Annotated in this window: 20 protein-coding genes, 1 tRNA gene and 1 pseudogene; 13 read left to right on the forward strand and 9 right to left on the reverse strand. The window is 59.0% G+C overall.

The window, feature by feature from the left end; genetic code table 11:
* The first annotated feature begins 24 nt into the window (after positions 1–24).
* Both glnL and ntrC read left to right on the forward strand, forming a co-directional pair.
* Complete coding sequence (gene glnL / locus EDC30_RS15950) at positions 25–1113, forward strand: nitrogen regulation protein NR(II) (protein ID WP_132259847.1); 1089 nt, start codon at positions 25–27, stop codon at positions 1111–1113.
* Between the two features lie 57 nt (positions 1114–1170).
* Positions 1171–2745 carry a nitrogen regulation protein NR(I) gene (gene ntrC, locus EDC30_RS15955; RefSeq protein WP_132259848.1) on the forward strand — a complete coding sequence of 525 codons (1575 nt, stop codon included), beginning with the start codon at positions 1171–1173 and terminating at the stop codon, positions 2743–2745.
* Here the strand turns inward: ntrC and EDC30_RS15960 are convergent.
* The 3 genes from EDC30_RS15960 to senB form a co-directional block, all read right to left on the reverse strand.
* Positions 2732–5113: a penicillin-binding protein 1A gene (locus EDC30_RS15960; RefSeq protein ID WP_243656817.1), complete on the reverse strand. Its 2382-nt coding sequence runs from the start codon at positions 5111–5113 to the stop codon at positions 2732–2734. The genes ntrC and EDC30_RS15960 overlap by 14 nt on opposite strands.
* A gap of 288 nt (positions 5114–5401) precedes the next feature.
* Positions 5402–6457 (reverse strand): selenide, water dikinase SelD, encoded by a 1056-nt coding sequence (gene selD, locus EDC30_RS15965; RefSeq protein WP_132259850.1) that lies wholly within the window; start codon positions 6455–6457, stop codon positions 5402–5404.
* The gene (gene senB / locus EDC30_RS15970) at positions 6454–7464 is read right to left on the reverse strand and encodes a selenoneine biosynthesis selenosugar synthase SenB (RefSeq protein WP_243656818.1); all 1011 of its coding nucleotides are present in this window, start codon (positions 7462–7464) and stop codon (positions 6454–6456) included. Before senB ends, selD begins: the two co-directional genes overlap by 4 nt.
* A 17-nt stretch (positions 7465–7481) precedes the next feature.
* Between senB and senA the strand changes: the two genes are divergently transcribed.
* Complete coding sequence (senA, locus tag EDC30_RS15975; protein WP_132259851.1) at positions 7482–8690, forward strand: selenoneine synthase SenA; 1209 nt, start codon at positions 7482–7484, stop codon at positions 8688–8690.
* A gap of 155 nt (positions 8691–8845) precedes the next feature.
* On the opposite strand, the gene EDC30_RS15980 is transcribed toward senA, so the two are convergent.
* Together EDC30_RS15980 and fabI are read right to left on the reverse strand one after the other, a co-directional pair.
* Entirely contained in the window at positions 8846–10249 is a 1404-nt protein-coding gene (locus EDC30_RS15980) for a DEAD/DEAH box helicase (RefSeq protein ID WP_132259852.1), read from the reverse strand.
* A gap of 389 nt (positions 10250–10638) precedes the next feature.
* Positions 10639–11430 carry an enoyl-ACP reductase FabI gene (gene fabI, locus EDC30_RS15985; protein WP_132259853.1) on the reverse strand — a complete coding sequence of 264 codons (792 nt, stop codon included), beginning with the start codon at positions 11428–11430 and terminating at the stop codon, positions 10639–10641.
* Between fabI and EDC30_RS15990 the strand changes: the two genes are divergently transcribed.
* From EDC30_RS15990 to EDC30_RS16010, 5 genes are all read left to right on the forward strand, one after another.
* The gene (locus EDC30_RS15990; protein ID WP_132259854.1) at positions 11429–11722 is read left to right on the forward strand and encodes a hypothetical protein; all 294 of its coding nucleotides are present in this window, start codon (positions 11429–11431) and stop codon (positions 11720–11722) included. The two genes, fabI and EDC30_RS15990, sit on opposite strands and share 2 nt — an antisense overlap.
* Entirely contained in the window at positions 11670–13469 is a 1800-nt protein-coding gene (locus EDC30_RS15995; protein ID WP_132259855.1) for an extracellular solute-binding protein, read from the forward strand. Before EDC30_RS15990 ends, EDC30_RS15995 begins: the two co-directional genes overlap by 53 nt.
* 40 nt (positions 13470–13509) lie before the next feature.
* Positions 13510–14568, forward strand: a complete 1059-nt coding sequence (locus EDC30_RS16000) for a microcin C ABC transporter permease YejB (RefSeq protein WP_132259856.1) — start codon at positions 13510–13512, stop codon at positions 14566–14568.
* 95 nt (positions 14569–14663) lie between these two features.
* Positions 14664–15680 carry an ABC transporter permease gene (locus EDC30_RS16005; RefSeq protein ID WP_243656821.1) on the forward strand — a complete coding sequence of 339 codons (1017 nt, stop codon included), beginning with the start codon at positions 14664–14666 and terminating at the stop codon, positions 15678–15680.
* On the forward strand, positions 15677–17263 hold the full coding sequence (locus EDC30_RS16010) for an ABC transporter ATP-binding protein (RefSeq protein WP_132259858.1): 1587 nt from the start codon (positions 15677–15679) through the stop codon (positions 17261–17263). Before EDC30_RS16005 ends, EDC30_RS16010 begins: the two co-directional genes overlap by 4 nt.
* 84 nt (positions 17264–17347) lie before the next feature.
* Here the strand turns inward: EDC30_RS16010 and EDC30_RS16015 are convergent, their stop codons facing one another.
* Positions 17348–18961, reverse strand: coding sequence for a transglycosylase SLT domain-containing protein (locus EDC30_RS16015; RefSeq protein WP_132259859.1), 1614 nt, complete (start codon positions 18959–18961; stop codon positions 17348–17350).
* A gap of 527 nt (positions 18962–19488) precedes the next feature.
* Complete coding sequence (gene gloB, locus EDC30_RS16020; protein ID WP_132259860.1) at positions 19489–20262, reverse strand: hydroxyacylglutathione hydrolase; 774 nt, start codon at positions 20260–20262, stop codon at positions 19489–19491.
* Here gloB and EDC30_RS16025 point away from each other — a divergent pair.
* From EDC30_RS16025 to EDC30_RS16040, 4 genes are all read left to right on the forward strand, one after another.
* The gene (locus tag EDC30_RS16025; RefSeq protein ID WP_132259861.1) at positions 20261–21055 is read left to right on the forward strand and encodes a class I SAM-dependent methyltransferase; all 795 of its coding nucleotides are present in this window, start codon (positions 20261–20263) and stop codon (positions 21053–21055) included. The two genes, gloB and EDC30_RS16025, sit on opposite strands and share 2 nt — an antisense overlap.
* Before the next feature lie 9 nt (positions 21056–21064).
* Complete coding sequence (rnhA, locus tag EDC30_RS16030) at positions 21065–21511, forward strand: ribonuclease HI (protein ID WP_132259862.1); 447 nt, start codon at positions 21065–21067, stop codon at positions 21509–21511.
* Positions 21512–21524: 13 nt separating this feature from the next.
* Positions 21525–22244 carry a DNA polymerase III subunit epsilon gene (dnaQ, locus tag EDC30_RS16035; protein ID WP_165973854.1) on the forward strand — a complete coding sequence of 240 codons (720 nt, stop codon included), beginning with the start codon at positions 21525–21527 and terminating at the stop codon, positions 22242–22244.
* A gap of 37 nt (positions 22245–22281) precedes the next feature.
* A tRNA-Val gene (locus EDC30_RS16040) sits at positions 22282–22356 on the forward strand.
* A 99-nt stretch (positions 22357–22455) separates the two neighbouring features.
* On the opposite strand, the gene EDC30_RS20005 is transcribed toward EDC30_RS16040, so the two are convergent.
* Positions 22456–22584, reverse strand: a complete 129-nt coding sequence (locus tag EDC30_RS20005; RefSeq protein WP_132259882.1) for an integrase core domain-containing protein — start codon at positions 22582–22584, stop codon at positions 22456–22458.
* A 27-nt stretch (positions 22585–22611) separates the two neighbouring features.
* Positions 22612–22868: pseudogene (locus EDC30_RS19830) on the reverse strand (transposase); the annotation flags it as partial.
* A gap of 141 nt (positions 22869–23009) precedes the next feature.
* Here EDC30_RS19830 and EDC30_RS16050 point away from each other — a divergent pair.
* Positions 23010–23327, forward strand: a complete 318-nt coding sequence (locus EDC30_RS16050) for a hypothetical protein (protein ID WP_132259864.1) — start codon at positions 23010–23012, stop codon at positions 23325–23327.
* Positions 23328–23335: the final 8 nt, after the last annotated feature.

A 23335-nucleotide genomic window follows, 5' to 3' on the forward strand; every position in this document is an offset into this window, starting at 1 on the left:
TTTTTAATTTCTATAATTGACTGCATGGCTTCAAACACAAACTTGACCCCGCCGCGTGGCCTGGAAGGGCTGGATCTGCTGGCTTCGGCGATCATCATCCTGGATGACGACAACCGCGTTGTGTATGCCAACCCCGCAGCCGAGCATTTGCTCGAAAGCTCCGTCAAGGCGCTGTCGCAGCTGCGGTTTACTGAAATGTTTTTGAATGCCGACTCGTTGAATGCGGTATTCAGGCAGGCGACCGAGAACCTGTTTGCCGACTGGCGCCAGGATCTGACGCTGGAACGAAGCGGCCGCGAGCCCTTGCATGTGCACTGCATCGTCAGCGCGCTCGACAAGCCCGGCATGGCGATTCTCATCGAGCTGCGCGAAAACGTGCAGCAGTTGAAGCTCGACCGCGAAGAGCGCCTGCTGGACCAGAGCCAGGCCAACAAGGAATTGATCCGCAACCTGGCGCACGAAATCAAGAATCCGCTGGGCGGCATTCGCGGCGCGGCGCAATTGCTGGAGCTGGAACTGCCCGAACGTCATCTCAAGGAGCTGCGCGAGTACACGCAGGTCATCGTCAAGGAGGCGGACCGGCTGCAAACGCTGGTGGATCGCCTGCTGGCGCCGCACCGCCGGCCGCACATCGTCGGCGACGTCAATATCCACGAAGTGTTCGAGCGCGTTCGCAGCCTGATCACGGCGGAGTTTCCGAGCGGGCTGGCGATCAAGCGCGATTACGACCTGTCGATTCCGGAATTCAGGGGCGACAAGGAGCAGCTGATCCAGGCCGTGCTCAACATCGCGCATAACGCTGCCCAGGCGCTCGCACCGCGCATCGCGGCCGGCGATGCACAGCTGATTTTCCAGACCCGCATCGCGCGTCAGGTGACGCTGGCCAAGGTTCGTTATCGACTGGCATTAGATTTGCATATCATCGACAACGGACCCGGCATTCCACCCGAAATCCAGGACCGCATTTTCTATCCCCTGGTATCGGGGCGGGAAGGCGGCAGCGGGTTGGGCTTGACCCTGGCGCAGACTTTCGTGCAGCAGCACATGGGCGTGATCGAATGCGCCAGCCGGCCGGGATGCACGGATTTCAGGATTTTGATACCGCTGCCTTGAGCGCTTGAGCAGGTTTGAACAAAGCGAGCTGGCCGCAGCGTATGAGAGAAAGAGAATATGAAACCAATCTGGATTGTTGATGACGATGAATCGATTCGCTGGGTGCTGGAAAAGGCGCTCGCCCGCGAAAACCTGGCTACGCGCAGCTTCGGCAATGCGCGCGATGCCATGGATGCGCTCAAGACCAGCACGCCGCAAGTCCTCGTGTCGGATATCCGCATGCCGGGCGAAACCGGGCTGGAGCTGCTGCAGGCAGTAAAGGCCAGTCATCCGGGACTGCCGGTCATTATCATCACCGCCTTCTCCGACCTCGATTCGGCCGTGGCGGCATTCCAGGGCGGCGCCTTCGAATACCTCGCCAAGCCTTTCGACGTCGACAAGGCCGTTGAACTGATCCGGCGCGCGCTGGAAGAAAGCCTGCGAGAAGCCAGCGTCGAACAGGCCAGCACCGAAACGCCGGAAATCCTAGGCCAGGCGCCGGCGATGCAGGATGTGTTTCGCGCCATCGGCCGCCTGTCGCAATCCAATGTTACCGTGCTCATCACCGGCGAATCGGGCTCCGGCAAGGAACTGGTCGCGCGTGCGCTGCACAAGCACAGTCCGCGCGCCTCGCAGCCGTTCATCGCGCTCAATACCGCGGCAATCCCGAAGGATTTGCTGGAGTCCGAATTGTTCGGCCATGAGCGCGGCGCCTTTACCGGCGCCCAGGTGACGCGGCGCGGCCGCTTCGAGCAAGCCGAGGGCGGCACGCTGTTCCTCGACGAGATCGGCGACATGCCCTTCGATTTGCAGACACGGCTGTTGCGCGTGCTGTCCGATGGCCATTTCTATCGCGTCGGCGGACACCAGCCTTTAAAGGCTAACGTGCGCGTCATCGCGGCGACTCACCAGAACCTGGAACAGCGCGTCAAGGATGGCTTGTTCCGCGAAGACTTGTTTCATCGCCTGAACGTCATTCGCTTGCGACTTCCCAGCCTGCGTGAACGGCGCGAGGATATTCCGCTGTTGACGCGATATTTCCTCAGCCAGAGCGCCAAGCAGCTCGGCGTCGAACCCAAGCGCATGTCGGAAAGCGCCATGCAATTCTTGGCCACGCGCGAATTGCCGGGCAACGTGCGGCAGCTGGAAAACCTGTGCAACTGGATCACGGTCATGGCGCCGGGCCAGACTGTCGAAATCAAGGATCTGCCACAGGATCTGATCGACGAGCAGGGTAGCGAGCCTCATCTTGTCGCCGCGTCGGAAATGGCGCTGACCATGGCCGTCAGCTCAAGCTCGGCGGCGACGCAAGTTGGTGCATTGCCGGCTGCCGATGCACCGCCGGGGGGCGCGCTGATGCATGGCATGCCCCAGGCTGTGGCGCCGAATGTGATGAGCTATTCCGCTGCCAACGGCGCGGACAAGGAAAGCTGGCTCTCCTTGCTGGAATCGGAAGCGGCGCAGATGCTATCCTCCGGCCAGTCCGAAGTGATGGATGCATTGGGCCGCCAGTTTGAATCGACCCTCATCAAGGCAGCGCTCAAACATACGCATGGCCGCAAGAACGATGCTGCCGTGCGGCTGGGGATTGGCCGCAATACCATTACCCGCAAAATTCAGGAACTGGGGATTTCAGGCGTCAAGGAAGACTAGCCGGTCCCGCTATGCCGATCCTGCTGGAAACGGCGGGCGCCCGGTCGTTTTCCAGGCTTCGTATGCCAGGGGCATCGCCGATCAGGATGCGGTCGCCCTTGCGTCGGACGATGATGCCGTGACCTGCGGGAAGTCCGGCCTGAGGCAGCATCCCGCCATCCTGTTCCTGCAACGGGTCGTTGGCTTGCGCCCCGCTGGATTCATTGCCGGCGGCTTCGTCAGGATCGCCGTCACTGCCGTAACTGGTGGAGCCGGCGGTCATGAATTCGCGCTCGGGAAGCGGGAACTTGGCCGCCATGTCGATCTGCCGTTCGCGCAAGGCATTCTTGAAAAAATCCCCCACCACCAGGATCGCGTTGTGGCCGCCCTGGCCCCAGTAACTGCTGCGCATGGTGATGCGCTGGTCATTGAAGCCGATCCAGGCGCCCGCGACCATTTCCGGGTGCATGAGGATGAACCAGCCGTCGGTATTGTTCTGCGTGGTGCCAGTCTTGCCTGCAACGTCGGCGCTGATGCCGAACTGCTGCCTGACCAATTGACCGGTGCCCTGGCGTACGGCGCCGCGCAGCATGTCGATCAGTTCGGTCGAGGCTTCCTCGGAAAGCACGCGCTGGCCCGGTTGGCCACCAAACTCGGCCAAGACCTTGCCATTGCGGTCCAGGATGCGCTTCACCGCAACCGGCGCCCGGTATTCTCCGGCCCGCGCGATGGTGGCATAGGAAGTCACCATCTCCAGCAAGGTCACCGGGCTCGTGCCCAGTGCAATCGAGACGACAGGGTCGAGCCGGCTTTGCCGCACGCCCATTGCCTGCGCCAGCTCCACCACCTGGTCGACGCCGACTTCTTCCATGACCTGGGCCGTGATGGTGTTCTTCGAGTACACCAGGCCTTCGCGCAAGCTCATCGGGCGGGTGGCCACATCCATGTCGGAGGGTTTCCAGCTCGATCCATCCGCCAGCATGATCTCCACCCGGCCTCCACGGTAGGTATGCCGGGGGCTGATGCCCTGTTCGAGCGCGGCGCCATAGACGAAGGGTTTGAAGGTCGAACCCGGCTGGCGCACCGCCTGGGCGACATGGTCGAACTGGTCGACGCTGAAATCCCGGCTGCCTACCCATGCCTTCACTTCGCCGCTGCCCGGGTCCATGGCGACGAATCCGGCTTCGAGACGGGTTTTGTCGGCCAGCAGCCGGCGCATGAATTCATGGTCGGTCTTCATCTGCAGATAGGCCATCGCCGGGCCGGCGCCGCCCGCGGCATATTTCTTGTAGTCGGCGCTTTCACGGATGAAGGTTTCGATGAGTTCCGGGCGCGATTTCCATAGATAGTTGAACGGGACGATCTGCTTGTGCTTGCGGGCGTACGAATCGGCGCTCATCATGGTGTTGAGCTGGCTCGACGCCCATTCGACATCGGCAATGCGCTGCAGCGCCTGGGTCTGCCGCTCGACCGCCTTTTCGGCGGCGGCTTGCAGGCGCATATCCAGCGTCGTCTGCACCACCACGCCATCGGCATACAGATCGATGCCGTTGCGTTCGGACCAGTCGGTCAGCCATTTGCTCACGTAGGCAGCGAAATGCGGCGCCGGCCCGACGGCGGGAGGCGGCGTGCGGTACAGTTTGGCGCCTAGCGGTTGCGCGCGGAATTGTTCGAATTGCTGTTGAGTCAGCCAGCCTTGTTGCAGCATCTGGTGCAGCACGACGTTGCGCCGCTTCAGTGAGCGCTCGGGATTCTTTACCGGGTTGTAATAGTGCGTGCCTTTCAGCATGCCTACCAGGGTCGCGCTTTCCGGGATGCTGAGTTCGGCAGCCGGCTTGTTGAAATAGGTGCGGGCAGCCATCTCGATACCATAGGCGTTGTACAGGAACGGCACGGTATTGAGATACAGCTCCAGGATTTCGTGCTTGCCGTAGGTCTGCTCGATTTTCAGCGCCGTGAGCATTTCGCGCACCTTGCGCTGGATGCTGCGCTCGCGGCCTATTTCTTCAGGAAAGAAATTGCGCGCCAGTTGCTGGGTAATGGTCGAGCCGCCCTGGCCGCGACCCGTCAGGGTATATAACAGGGCAGCCGCGGTACGGCGCAGGTCGATCCCCTCATGTTCGTAAAAGCGCTGGTCTTCCGTCGCGACCAGGGCCTGCAATACGTAGGGGGAGACTTGCTGCAAGCTGATGGGCACTTGCTGGGTTTGTTTGAATTCGGTGAGAAGCGTACCGTCGGCGGCAAAGACCTTGCTGGGCCGCGCATTGCGAAACTTGTCAATGGCGGTCAGTTCCGGCAGCGTCGTCTGCTGGCGCTTGATATAGGAATGGACGGAAAATAGGGTCAGGATGCCGGCTACCCCGAGCACGATGACGAAAGAGAAAAACAACCAGAAAATCCGGCGCCATCTTGTCTTGCTGGAAGCAGTTGTGGCGCCCGAATTGTTTTGACTTTGCAAGGTTCAATCTCCAATCCCTGTCCTGCACAGTTCGTGCGCAGGCTCTCTCTTGGAGAATAAACTTGCAACAGAAGTTAGCGAAAAAAAATGCCGGGGTAAAGTGAGTTCGGTCACATTGAATTTGCATCATGAAAATTCATGATGTGACCCTAAGAAAAAACGGACAAAAGCCATCGGAAATATCAATGGCTTTTGTGGAACTCTTCGGTGGTGAAGCCTTTACTTTACTTCGATGCTGGCAAGGCCTTCGGTCATTTCACCGATCACCGCAGCCTCGCCAAATCCTTCGCGGCGGAAGAGGTCGAGCACTGCTTCCACTGCATCGGGCGCGCACGATACCAGCAAGCCGCCGGAAGTCTGCGGATCGGTCAACAAGGCTTGCTGCACCGGGCTGATGCCTGGCGCCAGCGTGACTTCATGGCCATATCCTGCCCAGTTGCGGCCGGATGCGCCGGTTACGTAACCGCTTTCCGCCAATTGCGCCACGCGCGGCAGCAGCGGCACGTTCGCCATGTCGATGCGCGCTGTCAGGCCGGCGCCGCGCGCCAGTTCCAGCGTGTGGCCCAGCAAACCGAAACCGGTGACGTCGGTCAAGGCATGGACACCGGCCAGTTCCGACAAAGCCTTGCCCGGCTTGTTGAGCTTGGTGGTGTTGGCGACCATGGCGGCATAGCCGTCGGCATCGAGCGCATTCTTTTTCAACGCCGCCGACAGGATGCCAACCCCGAGCGGCTTACCGAGGATGAGCTTGTCGCCGGCGCGGGCATCGGCGTTGCGCTTGAGCTTGTCCGGATGCACCAGACCCATGACGACCAGTCCATAGATCGGTTCGACCGAATCGATCGTGTGGCCGCCGGCGATCGGAATGCCGGCCTCGGCACAGGCTGCTTCGCCGCCCTGGATGACCTTGCCGATGACATCGATCGGCAACTGGTTGACCGGCATGGCGACGAGAGCCAGCGCCATGATCGGCGTGCCGCCCATGGCATACACATCCGAGATGGCATTGGTGGCGGCGATGCGGCCGAAGTCGAATGGATCATCGACGATGGGCATGAAAAAGTCGGTAGTCGCCACCAGCGCCTGTTCGTCATTCAGTTTGTAGACGGCCGCGTCATCCGAGGTTTCAATGCCTACAAGCAGTTCCTTTGGCACTGCGAAACCGCTCGACTTTTTCAGGATTTCGGACAGCACGCCGGGCGCGATCTTGCAGCCGCAGCCGCCGCCATGGGAAAAGGAAGTCAGCCGGATGCCGGCATCGGTAGGTGCATTCATGGGAAGGGATTCCTGTTAGTTGACTTGCTGTTGAGCATATTATCCACCAACTGCTGCACCGCCGCTTCCTCTCGCTCGGGTGTAAAGAGAAATGCGCGGGCCTGGCATTGCTCAGCCAGCCGCTTGTAAAACACGGAATCAGCGGCTGCGCGCGCGATGGCCTGGGCGAGCGCGGCACTATCGCCCACCGCGAAATAACCCTCGTAATCCTCGCCGAGCATGCCGCGGTTGCCGGAGATATTCGATGCCAGCACCGGCACGCCGCACATCAGCGCTTCAATGATGACGTTGGCGCCGCCTTCCATCCTGGATGTCAACACCATCAGGTGGCAGCGCCGCAAGTGATGCAGCACATCGTCGTGCGCCAGCGAGCCAAGCCAGCGGTAATGGGAATGTGCCGCAGCAGTGGCCTCGGCCATGGCGGCAAGTTCGGCATCCAATGCACCGCCGATGTGCGTGAGACGTATGCCTGGCGAGGTGAGCAGGGCGGCTGCCTGCATGAAGGTGGCCGGATCCTTTTCTGCCCGCAGATGGCCGATCATGCAAACCTCGAAGCGCGGCATGCGGCTTTTGCAGGCGGCGCCGATGGGCTTCAATGAAGGCGCCGACTGATGAATGACACATGCCTTCTCGCGCCATGCCGGCGCCAGTTCCTGCAGGCCGGCTTCTTGCAGCACCACCAGCCGGCCGGCATGCTGCAAGTTCAACTGCGCACTGGTATCGACATGGATATCCCGGTACAGGTCGGTGCCGGTCAATACCACGATCGAAGGCACATCCGGATAGCGTTCGCGTAACGCCTCCATTGCCGCGGCCGAGCGGCGCGCATGCAGGGCGACGAGCAGGTCAGGCTTATCGATAGATGACCAGGTTTCCGGGTCATTGCTTGGCAAGATCGTCACCGCGTGGCGCTGGCGCAGGAAGTTTGCCCAACGGCTGGCGGTCTGCCAGTTGCCATTGTTGGCATTTGCCAGCGCGGGGCTGATCATGACAATATGTGGCTTCACTTTCGCCGGTTTCCTGTATGGGTTCTATCCAGCCATTCGCGGACATTTCTTTTCGTAAGGCTTCGCCAGCCCAACTGGCGCAAGCTTTCGATGATGCGCGCGATTATACGCTGGCCTTGTTCGACTGTTTTCAACGCGCCGGGATGGATGTGGCGGATCGCGTGCCGTGCCTTGCCATTGTGAATCCGCCGTTGTGGGAACTGGGGCATATCGCCTGGTTCGCCGAATGGTACATCCTGCGGGAAGCGGAATCGAGCCATCCTGCGGCAGCGAAACGTCCCTCTCTTCTCGATGGCGCAGACCGCTGGTTCGACTCCAATACGGTGGCGCATGATCAGCGCTGGTCGCTCGACCTTCCGGATGCAAATGTGCTGAAGTCGTATTTCGGGCAGGTGCATGACAGGGTATTGGAAAAGCTGGCCGTGGCACCTTTTCGCGACGACGCGCTTTACCCATTCCGGCTGGCGCTCGCACATGAAGACATGCATGGCGAAGCCTTTGCTTATACCTTGCAAACCCTGGACCTGGAAATGCCGCCCGGGCTTCGGCAAGTGCCGTCGCAGTCTTGCAATCGTGGCGTAATCCGTTTTGAAGGAAATAGCTTCATGCTCGGCTGCGCGGCAGGCGGCGGATTCGTCTTCGATAATGAAAAATGGGCGCACTGTCGCGAAGTGTCGGCATTCGAGATCGATGCCTCGTCGGTAAGCAATGCGCAGTACATGGAATTTGTCGCGGATGGGGGCTACCACGATGCCCGCCTGTGGACGCCTGATGGACAGGATTGGCTGCGGCGCAAGGCTTGTTCAGAGCCGCTTTACTGGCAGCGCGATGGCCGGCAATGGCAGGTACGTCGCTTCGGAAGACTTGAAACTCTAATGCCGAATGAGCCGGTGCGCCATGTCAGCCTGCATGAGGCGCAGGCGTTTTGCACCTGGAGCAAACGGCGCCTGCCGACCGAAGCCGAGTGGGAATATGCGGCCTTGGCGAATCATCCGGACTTTCGCTGGGGCGCGCAGTGGGAATGGACTGCTTCGCGATTCGAAGCCTATTCCGGTTTTGCGGCTGATGCCTATCGCGAATATTCCGCGCCATGGTTCGGCACGCATCAGGTCTTGCGCGGCGCGTCCTTTGCCACGCCCATGCGCATGCGCTCGGCGAAATTCCGCAATTTCTATTTGCCCGGAAGGCGCGATATCTTTGCCGGTTTTCGTACCTGCGCGCTCTGAGTAGCCTGATAAATTGGCGAGCGCCTGAATGGCGCTATCTTGCCATCGGCAAGTTGACTGGTATTAGAAGCAGCACGGGCAAATAAAAACGGCTGCGGGAAAATCCCGGCAGCCGTCTTGTGTTAAAGCTGCACCTAACGCAGCTTTATGGCTTATCAATCGCCGTACGAGCGGCGTGCGCCACCATCCGCACGGGCGCCTTTGTAACCACTGCCATCCTTGCGCGGCGCATTCGGCTTGCTGAACGTGCGCTGGCCCGGCTTGGCATGGCCGCTGCCATTGCCTGCGCTGCGTCCGGCGCCCGGCTTCCAGCCTTGCGGCTTGCGCGCCGCGCGTGCCGGCGCTGCCGTTTTCTTCGGCTCTAAGCCTTCGATCACGTCAACCGGAATCGTTTGCTTGGTGAAGCGCTCGATGCGCTTGATCAGCATGTTTTCGGCATGATTCACCAGCGAGACCGCCAGGCCATTGCGTCCTGCACGGCCGGTACGGCCGATACGGTGGACGTAATCTTCCGGGAATTTCGGCAAATCGTAATTGATCACGTGCGTGATTCCCGGCACGTCGATGCCGCGCGCCGCCACGTCGGTGGCAACCAGCACTTGCACCTGGCCGCGACGCAGCGAGTTCAAGGTGCGGTTGCGTGCACCCTGGTTCATGTCGCCATGCAGGGCAGCGGCCGAAAAGCCGGCGATGGTCAGACGGTCGGCCAGGGTGTCGGCGTCGCGCTTGGTGGCGGTGAAAATCACGGCCTGGTCGATCGACGTGTCGCGCAGCAGCTGGTCGAGCATGCGATTCTTGTGCGACAGGTCGTCAACGAAGTGCACGCGCTGCTGGATATTCTCATGGCGCTTGGTGGCGCTGACGATCTGGATCACTTGCGGCTCGCGGGTGATGCGGCGGGCCATCGAGCCAACCACACCGTCGAGCGTAGCCGAGAACAGCATGGTCTGGCGCGTTTCCGGCGTGGCAGCCACGATTTTCTCGATGTCTTCGATGAAGCCCATGTCGAGCATGCGGTCGGCTTCGTCGAGCACGAGAATCTGCAGTTGCGAGAAATCGATCTTGCCCGATTCCATGTGGTCGATCAGACGTCCAGGCGTCGCCACCAGAATTTCCGGGTTACGCGACAGCAGTTGCATCTGCTTCGGATACGGCATGCCGCCAAGGATCGACACAGCCTTTACGCGGCGCATGTGAGCGCCATATTTTTCGGTGGCAGTAGTAACTTGCAATGCCAGTTCGCGCGTCGGCGTCAGCACCAGCATTTTCGGTTGTGCCGGCTGAAAGCGCGGACGATCGCCGCGTGCACGTGCTGCCTGGCGTTCCTGATTAGGGGTTTTGCTGCCAACCGGAGCGGATTCTTGTGATGCAAACTTGTGCAGGGAAGGCAGCATGAATGCTGCAGTCTTGCCGGAACCGGTTTGTGACGAGACCAACAGGTCGCGGCCTTCGATGGCTGCCGGAACGGCTTGCTGCTGCACCGCGGTCGGTTCAGTGTAACCGGCATCGGTCAGGGCCTTGAGTATGGACGCGTGCAATCCCAATGATTCAAATGTCATTCATTTCTTTCGTAAAGATCAGCGCGGCAAATCCACAGACGGGATTATGCGAGCGCAAAAAATGCAACGCCAACCAACGAAACGACTGAAAACTCGTACTCGTAGAGAAGAGGAGATTTCGGCACAGAAAGCTTTGCGCCGGGACGGTGTTCAGATAACGACACCAGGAGGCGGGAGGGCTTTAACGTGAAGCGAAGGGTTCGCGATGCTGCTTGTTACTTACTTGTACGGTGTATGCTGCACCGCAAGAACGATATTCTACAGGGGAATGCGAATCCCTGCAGGATTTGTTTTGGCTGGCAGAAGCCGGCTGCAAAAAAGGACGGCGGTTGCCGTCCATTTTTTTGTGCATCGACGGCCATCCTGCCGCTATTCTGCTCAGTGTTGAATCAAGCGTAATCAGCCTGATTCAAGCCCATGCCGTGCGAGAAGCCGCAATCGACATAGGTGATTTCACCGGTGATGCCGGAAGCCAGGTCCGACAGCATGAAGGCGGCGGCATTGCCGACATCTTCGATGGTGACATTGCGGCGCAGCGGCGCGTGCGAGGCGACGAAGCCCAGCAGCTTGCCGAAGTCCTGGATGCCGCTGGCAGCAAGGGTCTTGATCGGGCCGGCGGAAATGGCGTTGACGCGCACGCCTTTCGGGCCGAGCGATTCGGCCATGTAACGCACGCTGGCTTCCAGGGAAGCCTTGGCCAGGCCCATGGTGTTGTAGTTGGGGATGGCACGCTCGGCGCCGAGGTAGCTCAGGGTCAGCAGGGCGGCTTTGTCGCTCAGCATGTTGCGCGCAGCTTTCGCCATTGCCGGGAAGCTGTAGGCGGAAATGTCATGGGCAATCTTGAAGCCTTCGCGCGACAAGCCATCGAGGAAATCGCCGGCAATGGCTTCGCGGGGCGCAAAGCCGATCGCGTGCACCAGGCCATCGAGCTGGCTCCAGGACTTGCCCAGATCGGCAAACAGGGCTTCGATCTGTTCGTCGCTGCCGACGTCGCAGTTGAACACCAGTTCACTGTCGAATTCTTTGGCAAATTCGGTGATGCGGTCTTTGAAGCGGTCCCCGACATAGGTGAACGCCAGTTCGGCGCCTTCACGCTTGCAGGCGGTGGCGATGCCATAGGCGATGGAGCGGTTGGACAACAGGCCGGTAATCAGGATTTTTTTGCCTTGCAAGAATGCCATGGGATACTCCGAATGTACTGTTATAGTGATGCAAACGAGCGAGATTGTAAGAGTTATGGGCACCGACGGCAAATTTTTGCCGGATCGAGGCCGGGCTGGATGGCTTGACAGTGGTCATGTTTTTGCTGCCCGTTTAAGACAACTTTGCTTAAAATACGCCAGACTTGGCTCAAATTTGCTTATCTTTGAGCCGGCTTTGTTTTTCGCTGGAGTTTTCCCCTGGTGTTACGAACTGACGAATGCTGAAGAAAACCCTGATATTGCTGCTGACCTGGCTCGCCTGCCAGGCTAATCCGGCATGGGCCGACCATGCATTTTCCCTTTATGACACGCCGAAGTACCCGGCAGGATTTACCCATTTCGCGTACGTTAACCCGGATGCACCCAAGCGCGGCACCTTGTATCTGGCCAATCCGGATCGCCGCACCAGCTTTGACAAGTTCAACCCGTTTTCCTTGAAAGGGGTGTCTGCCGCCGGTGTGTCGGACCTGATGTTCGAGTCGCTGGCGACGGGTTCCTCCGACGAAGTCGCCACGATGTATGGCTTGCTGGCCGACGACATGACGCTCGCGCCAGACCGCATGGCGATGACCTTTCATCTGAATCCGAAGGCGCGTTTCAATAATGGCGATCCGGTGCTGGCAGCGGACGTCAAGTATTCCTTCGATACGCTGATGGCCAAGGGCGCGCCGCAGTTCAAGATCATGTTTGCCGACGTCAAGCAGTGCGTAGTGATCGATGAGCGCACGGTTCGTTTCGATTTCAAGTCAAAGAACCATGAATTGCCGCTGATCGTCGGCGGCGTCCCGGTGTTTTCGCGCAAGTGGGCTGCCGGCACCAGCTTCGACAAGATCCAGTTGCAAGAGCCGATTGCCAGCGGGCCGTACCTCATCGAGCGCTACGATGTAGGGCGCAGCATCGCTTACAAGCGTAATCCGAATTACTGGGGTACGGAGATTCCTTCGCGTAAGGGCATGTTCAATTTCGACCGCATCGTCTACCGCTTCTACAAGGATGACGTGGCGCGGCTGGAAGCCTTCAAGGCCGGGGAATTCGACGTGGTGGTCGAATACAGCGCCAAGAACTGGGCGCGCAGCTATAAGGGGCCGAAGTTTGAAAACGGCGAGATCGTCAAGCGCGAGCTGACGCATTCCAACGGCGCCGGCATGCAGGGCTTCGTCATGAACCTGCGACGCCCGCAATTCCAGGATATCCGCGTGCGCCGCGCGCTGGGCCTGGCGCTCGACTATGAATGGATGAACCGGCAGCTGTTCTATGGCCAGTACAAGCGCATCTATTCCTTCTTCAATAATAGCGACATGGCCGCTACCGGCTTGCCATCGGCGGACGAGCTGCGCCTGCTGGAGCCCATGCGCAACAAGCTCGATCCGGCCGTATTCGGCCAGGCGCCGGTGCCGCCGCGCACCGACCCGCCGTCTTCGCTGCGCGCCAATCTGTTGGCCGCAAGAGATTTGCTGGCGCAGGCGGGCTGGACTTATCGGGATGGCGCCTTGCGAAATGCAAAAGGCGAAATCCTGTCCTTTGAAATCCTCGACGACCAGCCCTCCTTGTCGCGTGTGATCAGCGTGTATGTGCGCAACCTGGAAAAACTCGGTATTCAGGTCAGCCAGCGCACGGCAGACTTCGCGCTGGTGCAAAAACGCATGGAGGAATTCGATTTCGACATGACCAGCATCCGTTTCCCCGATACTACGAGCCCCGGCAATGAAATGTTCGACCGCTTCGGCTCGAAAGCGGCCGACCAGCCTGGATCGGACAATGCCTGGGGCCTGAAGGACCCGGTCGTGGACCGCCTGGTCGAAACGCTGGTGAAAGCCGATACGCGACGCGACCTGGTCGCGGCGGCTCGTGCGCTGGACCGCGTGCTGCTGCATAAATATATCGTGGTGCCGCACTGGTATTCATCGACGCATCGCGTGGCCTACCGCAACCGCTTCGGCATTCCACAAGTCGCGCCCTTGTACTACCAGGCCAACCCTTACGTCGTCTCAAGCTGGTGGGAAGAAAAGCCTAGGTAAGCGGCATTGCGAAACTGAATAGTCAATTAGGGAAGGGCACATGAATATCTGGGCTTACATTGCCAAGCGCTTGCTGCTGATGCTGCCGACGCTATTCGGCGTGATTGCCATTACCTTTGCAGTCATCCAGTTCGTTCCCGGCGGGCCGGTCGAGCAGGCCATGATGGAACTGAAAGGACAGGTCGGCGCCGGCGAGGCAAGCGGTGGCGGGGCATCGCAATACCGTGGGCGGCAAGGCATCGATGCCGAACGGGTGGCGGAAATCAAGGCATTGTACGGATTCGACAAGCCGCCTCTGGAACGTTTCTGGCAAATGCTGAAGGGCTTTGCCACCTTCGACCTCGGGCAAAGCTTCTATCACCACAAGGATGTGTGGGGATTGGTCAAGTCCAAGCTGCCGGTATCGATCAGCCTGGGCATGTGGACTTTTTTTCTGACGTATTTCATTTCTCTGCCGCTCGGCATCGCCAAGGCCGTGCGCGAGGGCAGCCGCTTTGACGTCGCCTCCAGTATTGCCGTGCTGGTCGGTTATTCCATTCCGGGTTTTGTTCTCGGCGTGTTCTTGCTGGTGTTGTTCGGCGGCGGCAGTTTTGTGCAATGGTTCCCGCTCCGCGGCCTTACTTCGGATGACTGGGAAACTCTGTCCTGGTTCGGCAAGATCAAGGATTATCTGTGGCACATTACCTTGCCGGTCACGGCTTCGGTGGCAAGCTCCTTTGCCGTGATGACCATGCTGACCAAGAACACCTTTCTGGAAGAGATCCGCAAGCAGTATGTGTTGACGGCGCGCGCCAAAGGCTTGAGCGAAAAGACTGTGCTGTACAAGCATGTCTTTCGCAATGCCCTGATTCCCTTGGTGACGGGTTTTCCTGCCGCTTTCATCGGCGCTTTCTTCGCCGGCAGCCTGTTGATCGAAACCCTGTTTTCGCTCGATGGCCTGGGATTATTATCGTATGAATCGGTGATCCGGCGGGACTATCCGGTGGTGATGGGCACGCTGTATCTCTTTACCCTGATCGGCCTCGTGGTCAAGCTGATCGGCGACCTCTGCTATGTGTGGGCCGACCCGCGCGTCCAGTTTGAAAGTCTTGCCAGATGAATCTTACGCCCGTACCTTCCGAACCCAGGGAACCGGCGACCGCTGTCGTGCCGGAGAGCGTCACCTTCACTGCGGTGGCGGCGGCTGCGCCATCGATGTCGCCAGGCCGCCGGATCTGGCTGCGCTTCAAGCAGAATCGCCGCGGCTACTGGAGCCTGGTGATCTTTTGCATCCTGTTTGCCATCAGCCTGATGGCGGAAGTGATTTCCAATGACCGCCCGCTGGTGGCGCGTTACAACGGGCAGTTGCTGTTCCCGATCGTGCATGATTATTCGGAAAAGGCATTCGGCGGCGATTTCGAAACGCCGGCGGATTACCTCGATCCCTTCATTCAGGAACAGTTGCAAAAGCCGGGCAACTGGGCCATTTATCCCCTTAACCATTACCGCTTCGATACGCTGAATTATTTTGCCACGTCGCCCAACCCTGCGCCGCCATCCAGTGAAAACTGGCTGGGCACCGATGACCGGGGCCGCGACGTGTTCGCCCGCCTGTTGTATGGCTTCCGTATTTCGATCCTGTTCGGCCTGGCATTGACGATCACCGGCGTGGTGCTGGGCGTGATCACCGGCGCTATCCAGGGATACTTTGCCGGCCGGATCGACCTGGTATTTCAACGCTTCATGGAAATCTGGGGATCGATGCCGGAGTTATACCTGCTGATTATTTTTTCCTCGATTTTCCAGCCAAGTATTGGCCTGTTGCTGATTCTGCTCTCGCTGTTCGGCTGGATGGGCTTGTCTGATTACGTGCGTGCCGATTTCCTGCGTAACCGTAACCTGGAATACGTGCAGGCAGCACGCGCGCTTGGCCTGTCCAATGGACAGATCATCTGGCGGCATGTGCTGCCGAACAGTTTGACGCCTGTGGTGACCTTCCTGCCATTCCGCATGAGCGCCGCCATCCTGGCGCTGACCAGCCTGGATTTTCTCGGGTTGGGCGTGCCGCCTTCGACGCCCAGCCTTGGTGAATTGCTGGCACAGGGCAAAAACAATCTCGATGCCTGGTGGATCGCCACGTCGACTTTTGTCGTGCTGACCACCATGCTGCTCCTGCTGACCAATATCGGCGATGCCTTGCGCAACGCGCTGGATGTACGGAGGAAGGCATGAGTCTTTTACAGATCCAGAACCTGTCGGTCGCCTTTGGCGGCAATACCGTGGTCGATGATGTCAGCCTGACGGTTGCGCCGGGCGAGAAGCTGGCGCTGGTCGGCGAATCCGGCTCCGGCAAGACGGTCACCGCGCTGTCCGTCCTGCGCCTGAACCAGGATGCCCAATACCGGGGACGTATCCTGTTCGAAGGCCAGGACTTGCTGCAAAAGCCCGAGTCGGCGATGCGCGCGGTGCGCGGCAAGGATGTGGCGATGATCTTCCAGGAGCCGATGACGGCGCTGAACCCGCTGTTCACCATCGGTAACCAGATCGCCGAAGTGCTGATGCTGCACGAGGGACTGAGCGCGAAGCACGCGGCGCTGCAGGCCGTCGCCTTGCTGGAAAAGACTGGCATTCCCGAGCCGGCGCGGCGTGCCTTGTCGTACCCGCACCAGCTCTCGGGCGGGCAGCGACAGCGTGCGATGATCGCCATGGCGCTGGCTTGCCGGCCTAAGCTCCTGATTGCCGACGAACCGACCACGGCGCTCGACGTGACGATCCAGGTGCAGATCCTCGAACTGCTCAACCAGTTGCAGCGCGAAGAAAACATGGCCGTGCTGATGATTTCCCACGACCTCAACCTGGTGAGCCACTTCGCCGATCGCGTCGGCGTGATGGAAAAGGGCAGGTTGGTCGAAATGGCGCCTACGCGCGAACTGTTTGCCAATCCGCGTGAGGCTTACACGCGCAAGCTCTTGAACAGCCGGCCGCAGCGCATGGTGCAGAAAGCTCCGGCCGATGGCAACGCACTGCTGCAGGCGCATGGTGTGCGCTGTGTGTTCGACACCCGTCGCGGCTGGTTCAAGAAGACGCCATTCGTCGCCGTGGATACCGTCGATGTCCAATTGCGCCCGCATGAAACGCTGGGCATCGTCGGCGAATCCGGTTCCGGCAAATCCACGCTCGGCATGGCATTACTTCGCTTGTCTTCGGCCCGGGTCGATGGCCGGATCGTGTTCGACAATCAGCCGGTAAGCGACATGAGCAGCGGCCAGGTACGGCCCTTGCGCGCCAAGATGCAGGTGGTGTTCCAGGATCCGTTTGCTTCCTTGTCACCGCGCCGCACCGTCGAGCAAATTGTCGGCGAAGGATTGGCGCTGCACCAGCCTGGCCTCGGCAAGGAAGAGTTGCGGGCGGCGGTTGCGTCTGCGCTGGAAGAGGTCGGCCTGACCGCCGCAATGATGACCCGCTATCCGCACGAGTTTTCAGGCGGGCAGCGGCAGAGGATTGCGATTGCCCGCGCCCTGGTGTTAAAACCGGAATTGCTGTTGCTGGACGAGCCGACCTCGGCGCTGGATGTGTCGGTGCAGATGCAGGTGCTGCACCTGCTGGCGGAGCTGCAGCGAAAGTACGGCCTGGCATACATCTTCATCAGCCATGATCTGGCAGTGATCCGCGCCATGGCGCACCGCGTGCTGGTGATGAAGGATGGGAAGGTCGTGGAAAGCGGTACGGCGGAAGAGGTGCTCAGCCAGCCGCGCCAGGAATACACCAGGCGCTTACTGGCGGCAGCGCAGTACGCATCCCTGCCGGCAGCCTAGAACAGGAGGCTGCCGGAAGGAACCGGCAGAGTTTTGCGTCAAGGTGATGCTGAATTTGCTGCCGAGACGCTGAAGAATGCCGGATCAGCGCGCTGCTGCGACCTTGACGGTCTTGCTGGTCTTGCGCGGTGTCGTGGACGGCTTCTTGGAAGCGACTTCGCGGGACTTGGACGCCTTGGCTGCAGGTGCAGATGATTTGCGTTTCGAGCTTGCCTCCGCTGTGCGGGTGCGCTCATTGCGGGCGCTCTTGCTTTTACCCTTGTTCGCCTTGTCGTTGCTGCCCTTGTGCGCGACAACCGTGCGCTTTTCGGCGCGTTTCTCGACACGATTGTCGCCATCGACAGCACGCGCGGCGACGCGGTTGGGGACATGCAGTTCCAGCCGCTTGCCCGTTGCAACCTTGTCGCTCTTTAAGTCATTCCATTCGCGAATTTGCGCCACGCTGACCTTATGGCGCTTGGCGAGCGATTCGAGCGAATCGCGCTTGCCGAACTTGACATAGACGCGGCGTGTCTCCGGCAAATCCGGCACCACTTTCATGACGGCGTTGTCAGCCAGTTCCGCGCCGATATCCTTCTGCGGCGTCAGTTCGGTGCGCGGCACCAGGATGGTGGAGCCTTCCTTCAAGGCCATCTTTGGCGGAATGTTGTTGACTTCGCGGATCACTTGCGGCGTGGTGCCGAAGCGCTTGGCGATGGATTCAATGCGTTCGCGCGCGCCGGTAACCTTGTGCGCAGTCCAGGAAGACAGCGAGTGGCCCCAGTTCGCGAGGTTTTCCTTGAATTTGGCGGCGTTATTCTTCGGCAGCAGGATTTGCGTATCGGCGCTGCCGATGATCACGGGCTTGTTGAATTGCGGGTTCAGCGCCTTGAATTCTTCCAGCGACAATTCCGCCAGTTGCGCGGCCAGCTTGATATCGATGTCGCGCGTCTTGCCGACCGTGACAAAGTAGGGCTGGTTATCGACACGCGGCAGGGAAATGCCGAACTGCTCCGGATGGGCGATGATGTTTTTTACTGCCTGCAGCTTCGGCACGTAATTCTGCGTCTCGGCAGGCATCAGGCGCGACAAACTGTTGAAATCGGTCGGCAGGCCGGCAGCGCGATTCTTGTTGATGGCACGCTGCACCGAACCTTCGCCCCAGTTGTAGGCGGCCAGCGCCAGTTGCCAGTCGCCGAACATGCCGTAGAGGCGCTGCAGGTAAGTCAGCGCCGCTTCGGTGGAAGCCAGCACGTCGCGCCGCTCATCCTTGAAAACGCTTTGCTTCAGATCGAAGTCGCGGCCGGTCGAGGGAATGAATTGCCACATGCCTGCCGCCTTGGCGGTGGAATAGGCTTGCGGATTGAAAGCCGATTCGATGAACGGCAGCAGCGCCAGTTCGGTCGGCATCTGGCGCTTTTCCAGTTCCTCGACGACGTGATAGAGATAACGCGAAGCGCGCGTGGTGGTGCGCTGGATGTAATCCGGACGGGCTGAATACCAGTTGGTTTGCGATACGACCAGTGAATTGTCGAGGTCGGGAATGGCAAAGCCCTTGCGGATACGTTCCCACACATCCATCTCATCGAACGCCAGGGAGTGCGAAGGATAGTCGCTGCCATGCAAGTAAAGCGAAATGTCGGCGGCGCGGGCAGCAAGTGGCGCCTGGGCGACAAGAAGGGCAGCAATGACGAGCGTGGATTTAAACGTTGGATGCATGGGCAGACTTTCAAAGACCGACCCTGCATGTGTGGGCGGCAAATTAGGGGCACAGTGTAAGGAAGAGGCTTTTCTTGCGTCAAGGAATTTTACATTTCTTGGGTGAATGAATTTATGCGCCGTTAATGGTTTCATCCCAACACCGTTATTGTTGATTTGACTTGCAAAATTTTCCGCAGGGTAATTCCCGGCATTGCTAGGGATAAATACTTGCCGCTTTAGTTCCCGTTCTTGAAAAAAAGCCTTCGCAGCCTTAGCTTGCCTGTCTTATGACCTTGACAGGACTTGCTCAAACAACACTCCAGAATTTCTGATTGCCATTAAGTAAATTGCAATCTGGATTTCGCGGCAAGTCATTCAGTTGACTAAGCGAAGGAGTGTTGGGATGGATAGCATCGTGCGGGTAAAACAGCACGGCATGCTGGCCCAGCGCGGGATGGGGTATGTGTCGCCTGTCAAGGCGGACCGGTAAATCTAGGTGATGTAACTGATTGACCAAAGATGGATTGGCCGGCTTGGAATGATGATTATTTGTAGCCGTTTTTCCATTCCCGCAAAGCTGTAAACACGGCCACGGGATCGTTCTCCTTCAAGCGGTTCGCCCGCTTCAGGCTTTCTGCAATCTCCGGGCTATTACAACGCAAGAAGGGGTTGGTCGCCTTTTCCAGGCCAATCGTCGAGGGCACCGTGGGTATTCCCTCCTGGCGTCTGGCCGTTTCAGCGGCGAAGCGCTGCTTCAGCGCCGCATTGCCAGGCTCGACTTCACGAGCAAACCGCAGGTTGGACAGGGTATATTCATGTGCGCAATAAACCTGTGTATCGTCGGGCAGGGCAGCCAGCTTTGCCAGTGATTCAGCCATCTGTGCCGGCGTGCCGTCGAAGATGCGGCCGCATCCGCCCGCAAACAGGGTGTCGCCGCAGAACAGCCATCGTGGTTCCTGGGCGTAATAGGCGATATGGCCATGGGTATGTCCAGGCACGCCGATGACGGTCAGGTCCAGTGCCGGCCTGGCAATCTGGATATGATCGCCGTCCTCGACCGGGTTGGTGATGAAAGGAATATGATCCTGGAGAGGGCCGTACACAGGAACTTGCCACTTTTCCAACAACTCCGCTACGCCGCCGACATGGTCAGCGTGGCGATGAGTCAGTAAAATAGCGTCGAGCATCAAACCATGTGCGTGCAGAGCCTTTATGATGGGAGTGGCGTCGCCGGGATCGACTGCGACGGCATGCCGACCGTCATGAATCACCCAAAGATAATTGTCGTCAAAGGCTGGAATCGTTAATACATTGAGCATGCCTATACCCCAATCCTTATCAGAAAAACCCATTATAGCGCTCGGATCCTGGCTCGAAACGCCGGCGGGCAGCTATGTGCGGGCATGGGAGCAGGCCAGGCTGGATGCCTTAACCTCGGATATCTTTGGGTTCAATGCCTTGCAGATCGGCCTGCCGCAGATCGATGCGCTGCAATCCAGCCGCATGCCCAACAAGTGGTTGTCGGATACGCAATTGCCTGGCAAGTCCTTGGATGGCAGCCGGCCGCCGGTAGTCGTGGTGCATGATTTCGCCGAATTGCCTTTTGCCTCGCATAGCCTCGATCTGGTCGTCCTGCCGCATGTGCTTGAATTCGCGCCTGAACCGCATCAGGTATTGCGTGAGGTCGAACGTGTTCTGATCCCGGAAGGCCAGGTCATCATCACCGGCTTCAATCCGGCGAGCCTGTGGGCCGTGCGGCAAGCTGTCGGGCGCTTGTCGGGGGCGCCTTTTCTGCCGCCGCATGTCGAATTCATCAGCATGCCGCGCATAAAGGACTGGATGAAACTGCTGAACCTCGGCGTCAATCGCGGCTATTTCGGCTGTTATGCGCCGCCATTCAGCCGCGAGAAGTGGCTCAACCGGTTCGCGTTCATGGAAGAGACCGGCGAGCGCTGGTGGCCCTACCTTGGCGCAGTTTACGTGGTGCAGGCAATCAAGCGGGTCAAGGGCATGCGGCTGATCGGGCCGGCCTGGAATACCCGCATGGCGCAGGTACAGCCGCAGGGCGTGCCGGCTACCAATAGAATACGCAGACTCAGACAAATCAAATAACAGGTTGAAGTGGATAAAGTAGAAATCTATACCGACGGGGCTTGCAAGGGTAATCCCGGGGCCGGCGGCTGGGGCGCGTGGTTGCGCTCCGGTTCGCATGAAAAGGAATTATTCGGCGGCGAACTCAATACCACCAACAATCGCATGGAGCTGCGCGCCGTGATCGAAGCGCTGTCGGTCTTGAAGCGCCCCTGCGAAATCATCCTGCACACCGATAGCGAATACGTGCAGAAGGGGATCAGCGAATGGATCCATGGCTGGAAGGCGCGCGGCTGGAAAACCGCTGCCCGCGCTCCGGTCAAGAATGTGGACCTGTGGCAGGCGCTGGATGAAGCGCAGTCGCGCCACAAGATCGAATGGCGCTGGATCAAGGGCCATGCCGGTCATGAGGGCAATGAGCGCGCCGATGCGCTTGCCAACCGCGGCGTTGAGTCGGTCCGGCAATCGGTGCTGTGATAAGATTCCCGCCATGCGTCAAATCGTCCTCGATACCGAAACTACCGGCCTCAATCCCCGCGCGGGCAACCGCATCATCGAAGTGGGGTGCGTAGAAGTCGTCAACCGCCGCCTGACCGGCAATAATTTTCACCGCTATATCAATCCCGAGCGTGATTCGGAAGAGGGCGCGCTGCAGGTGCACGGCCTGACCACCGAATTCCTGAGCGATAAGCCGAAGTTCGCCGAAATCGCGGAAGAATTCCGCGAGTATGTGAAGGATGCGGAAATCATCATCCATAACGCACCCTTCGATCTGGCTTTCTTGGATGCCGAATTCGAGCGCCTGGGATGGCCGGCCTTTATCAAGCATGTGAGCGAGGTCACCGACACGCTGGTGCGGGCAAAGGAAATGCATCCGGGGAAGCGCAATTCGCTCGATGCGTTATGCGACCGTTACGAGATTTCCAATTCCCACCGCACCTTGCACGGCGCGTTGCTGGATGCGGAATTGCTGGCGGAAGTTTACCTGGCAATGACGCGCGGGCAGGAGAGCTTCTCGATCGATCTCGGCGAAGCCGACGGCCATGCGGATGGCAGCGGGGCGGCGGTCGCCGCGCTCGAATCGATCATCGTGCTGCAGGCGAGCGCCGAGGAACTGGCCGAGCATGAAGCCACGCTGGACAGGGTGGACAAGGAATCGAAGGGCGCCTGTGTCTGGCGCGCCGAAGTAGCGCCAGCGAATACGAATTGATCCATTTCTTCTTTTGTGCCATAATGCCGGCCACGTTGGGCGGTTAGCTCAGTGGTAGAGCACTGCCTTCACACGGCAGGGGTCGCAGGTTCAAACCCTGCACCGCCCACCAACGAACACCAGATGAATCAAGGACTTAGCAGAAATGCTCGGTCCTTTTTTCTTTTTTGCGCAAAAATATTTAGCTATCAGACCTGACCCGCCACTCAATTTAGTCCGGAAGGGACATGGAGTCTGCGGTTAAAAAACTGTCTGCGGACTGCTCTGGCGCCAAGTAGCCCAACGAGCTATGTGGACGCTGCTGATTGTATTCGCAACGCCACTCTTCGACACACCCGATAGGTGCGCTTGATCTGTGGGCTTACCACTTTCGGCCAACGATATCCTTCAAGGCGGCGTTGTCCAGCATTGATTCAGCCAGAAATCGCTTGAGTCGGGCATTCTCCGCTTCCAGGGCCTTCGGGCGCTGAACCTCCGGCGCAGTCATTCCGCCGAATTTTGCCTTTCAGTTGTAATACGTGGCATCGGCAATGTCGAGTTGCGGTCTAGCTCAGCCACCTTCGCTCCAGCCTCGGCTTCCTCCAGGATGCCAATGATTTGTTCTTCGGTGAATCGCTTCTTCATACTGCCTCCCAAGAGGCAGGCGTCAAGTCCGTACTAATCTCGGGTAGAAAGTCAAAACGGTTGCATGCTTTCCAAGAGAAAAAATTTCCTGTTTATCGCACCAGGACTAAACAGGTCGGGATGCTTTTCCGTAGCAATGGCATGGCCGATATCCAACATGTCTTGGAGCCGCTCGTTGAAGCGCTGCGCCAACCTTTCCTTTTCAACGGCGTTCCCATTCATGCGGATTCCCGCATTGGTTACGTTACGTTTACCGCCATCACCGAGTCGCCGGAGCAGTATTTAAAATGGGCTGAGGATGCGTCTGTGGTCGCGCATCAGCATGGACGCGATTGTGTGGCCTATACGCCAAAAATCGCCGTGTACGCCAAAGAGAATCTCTCCATGCTGGGTGAACTGAAGAACGGTATCGATAGTGGTCAAATGACGCTTCACTACCAGCCGAAAGTGTCAATCTGAAATGGGCA

Origin of the sequence: Paucimonas lemoignei, from assembly GCF_004342585.1 — a bacterium.
GTDB classification, from domain to species: Bacteria; Pseudomonadota; Gammaproteobacteria; order Burkholderiales; family Burkholderiaceae_D; genus Paucimonas; species Paucimonas lemoignei.

What these genes read in the sequence shown, in the direction of transcription:
- glnL (WP_132259847.1), top strand. Translation starts at nt 25, where the DNA reads ATGGCTTCAAACACAAACTTGACCCCGCCGCGTGGCCTGGAAGGGCTG.
- ntrC (WP_132259848.1), top strand. Translation starts at nt 1,171, where the DNA reads ATGAAACCAATCTGGATTGTTGATGACGATGAATCGATTCGCTGGGTG.
- selD (WP_132259850.1), bottom strand. Translation starts at nt 6,457, where the DNA reads ATGAATGCACCTACCGATGCCGGCATCCGGCTGACTTCCTTTTCCCAT.
- senA (WP_132259851.1), top strand. Translation starts at nt 7,482, where the DNA reads ATGGGTTCTATCCAGCCATTCGCGGACATTTCTTTTCGTAAGGCTTCG.
- EDC30_RS15980 (WP_132259852.1), bottom strand. Translation starts at nt 10,249, where the DNA reads ATGACATTTGAATCATTGGGATTGCACGCGTCCATACTCAAGGCCCTG.
- EDC30_RS15990 (WP_132259854.1), top strand. Translation starts at nt 11,429, where the DNA reads ATGGGATACTCCGAATGTACTGTTATAGTGATGCAAACGAGCGAGATT.
- fabI (WP_132259853.1), bottom strand. Translation starts at nt 11,430, where the DNA reads ATGGCATTCTTGCAAGGCAAAAAAATCCTGATTACCGGCCTGTTGTCC.
- EDC30_RS15995 (WP_132259855.1), top strand. Translation starts at nt 11,670, where the DNA reads ATGCTGAAGAAAACCCTGATATTGCTGCTGACCTGGCTCGCCTGCCAG.
- EDC30_RS16000 (WP_132259856.1), top strand. Translation starts at nt 13,510, where the DNA reads ATGAATATCTGGGCTTACATTGCCAAGCGCTTGCTGCTGATGCTGCCG.
- EDC30_RS16005 (WP_243656821.1), top strand. Translation starts at nt 14,664, where the DNA reads ATGTCGCCAGGCCGCCGGATCTGGCTGCGCTTCAAGCAGAATCGCCGC.
- EDC30_RS16010 (WP_132259858.1), top strand. Translation starts at nt 15,677, where the DNA reads ATGAGTCTTTTACAGATCCAGAACCTGTCGGTCGCCTTTGGCGGCAAT.
- EDC30_RS16015 (WP_132259859.1), bottom strand. Translation starts at nt 18,961, where the DNA reads ATGCATCCAACGTTTAAATCCACGCTCGTCATTGCTGCCCTTCTTGTC.
- EDC30_RS16025 (WP_132259861.1), top strand. Translation starts at nt 20,261, where the DNA reads ATGCCTATACCCCAATCCTTATCAGAAAAACCCATTATAGCGCTCGGA.
- gloB (WP_132259860.1), bottom strand. Translation starts at nt 20,262, where the DNA reads ATGCTCAATGTATTAACGATTCCAGCCTTTGACGACAATTATCTTTGG.
- dnaQ (WP_165973854.1), top strand. Translation starts at nt 21,525, where the DNA reads ATGCGTCAAATCGTCCTCGATACCGAAACTACCGGCCTCAATCCCCGC.
- EDC30_RS16050 (WP_132259864.1), top strand. Translation starts at nt 23,010, where the DNA reads ATGGCCGATATCCAACATGTCTTGGAGCCGCTCGTTGAAGCGCTGCGC.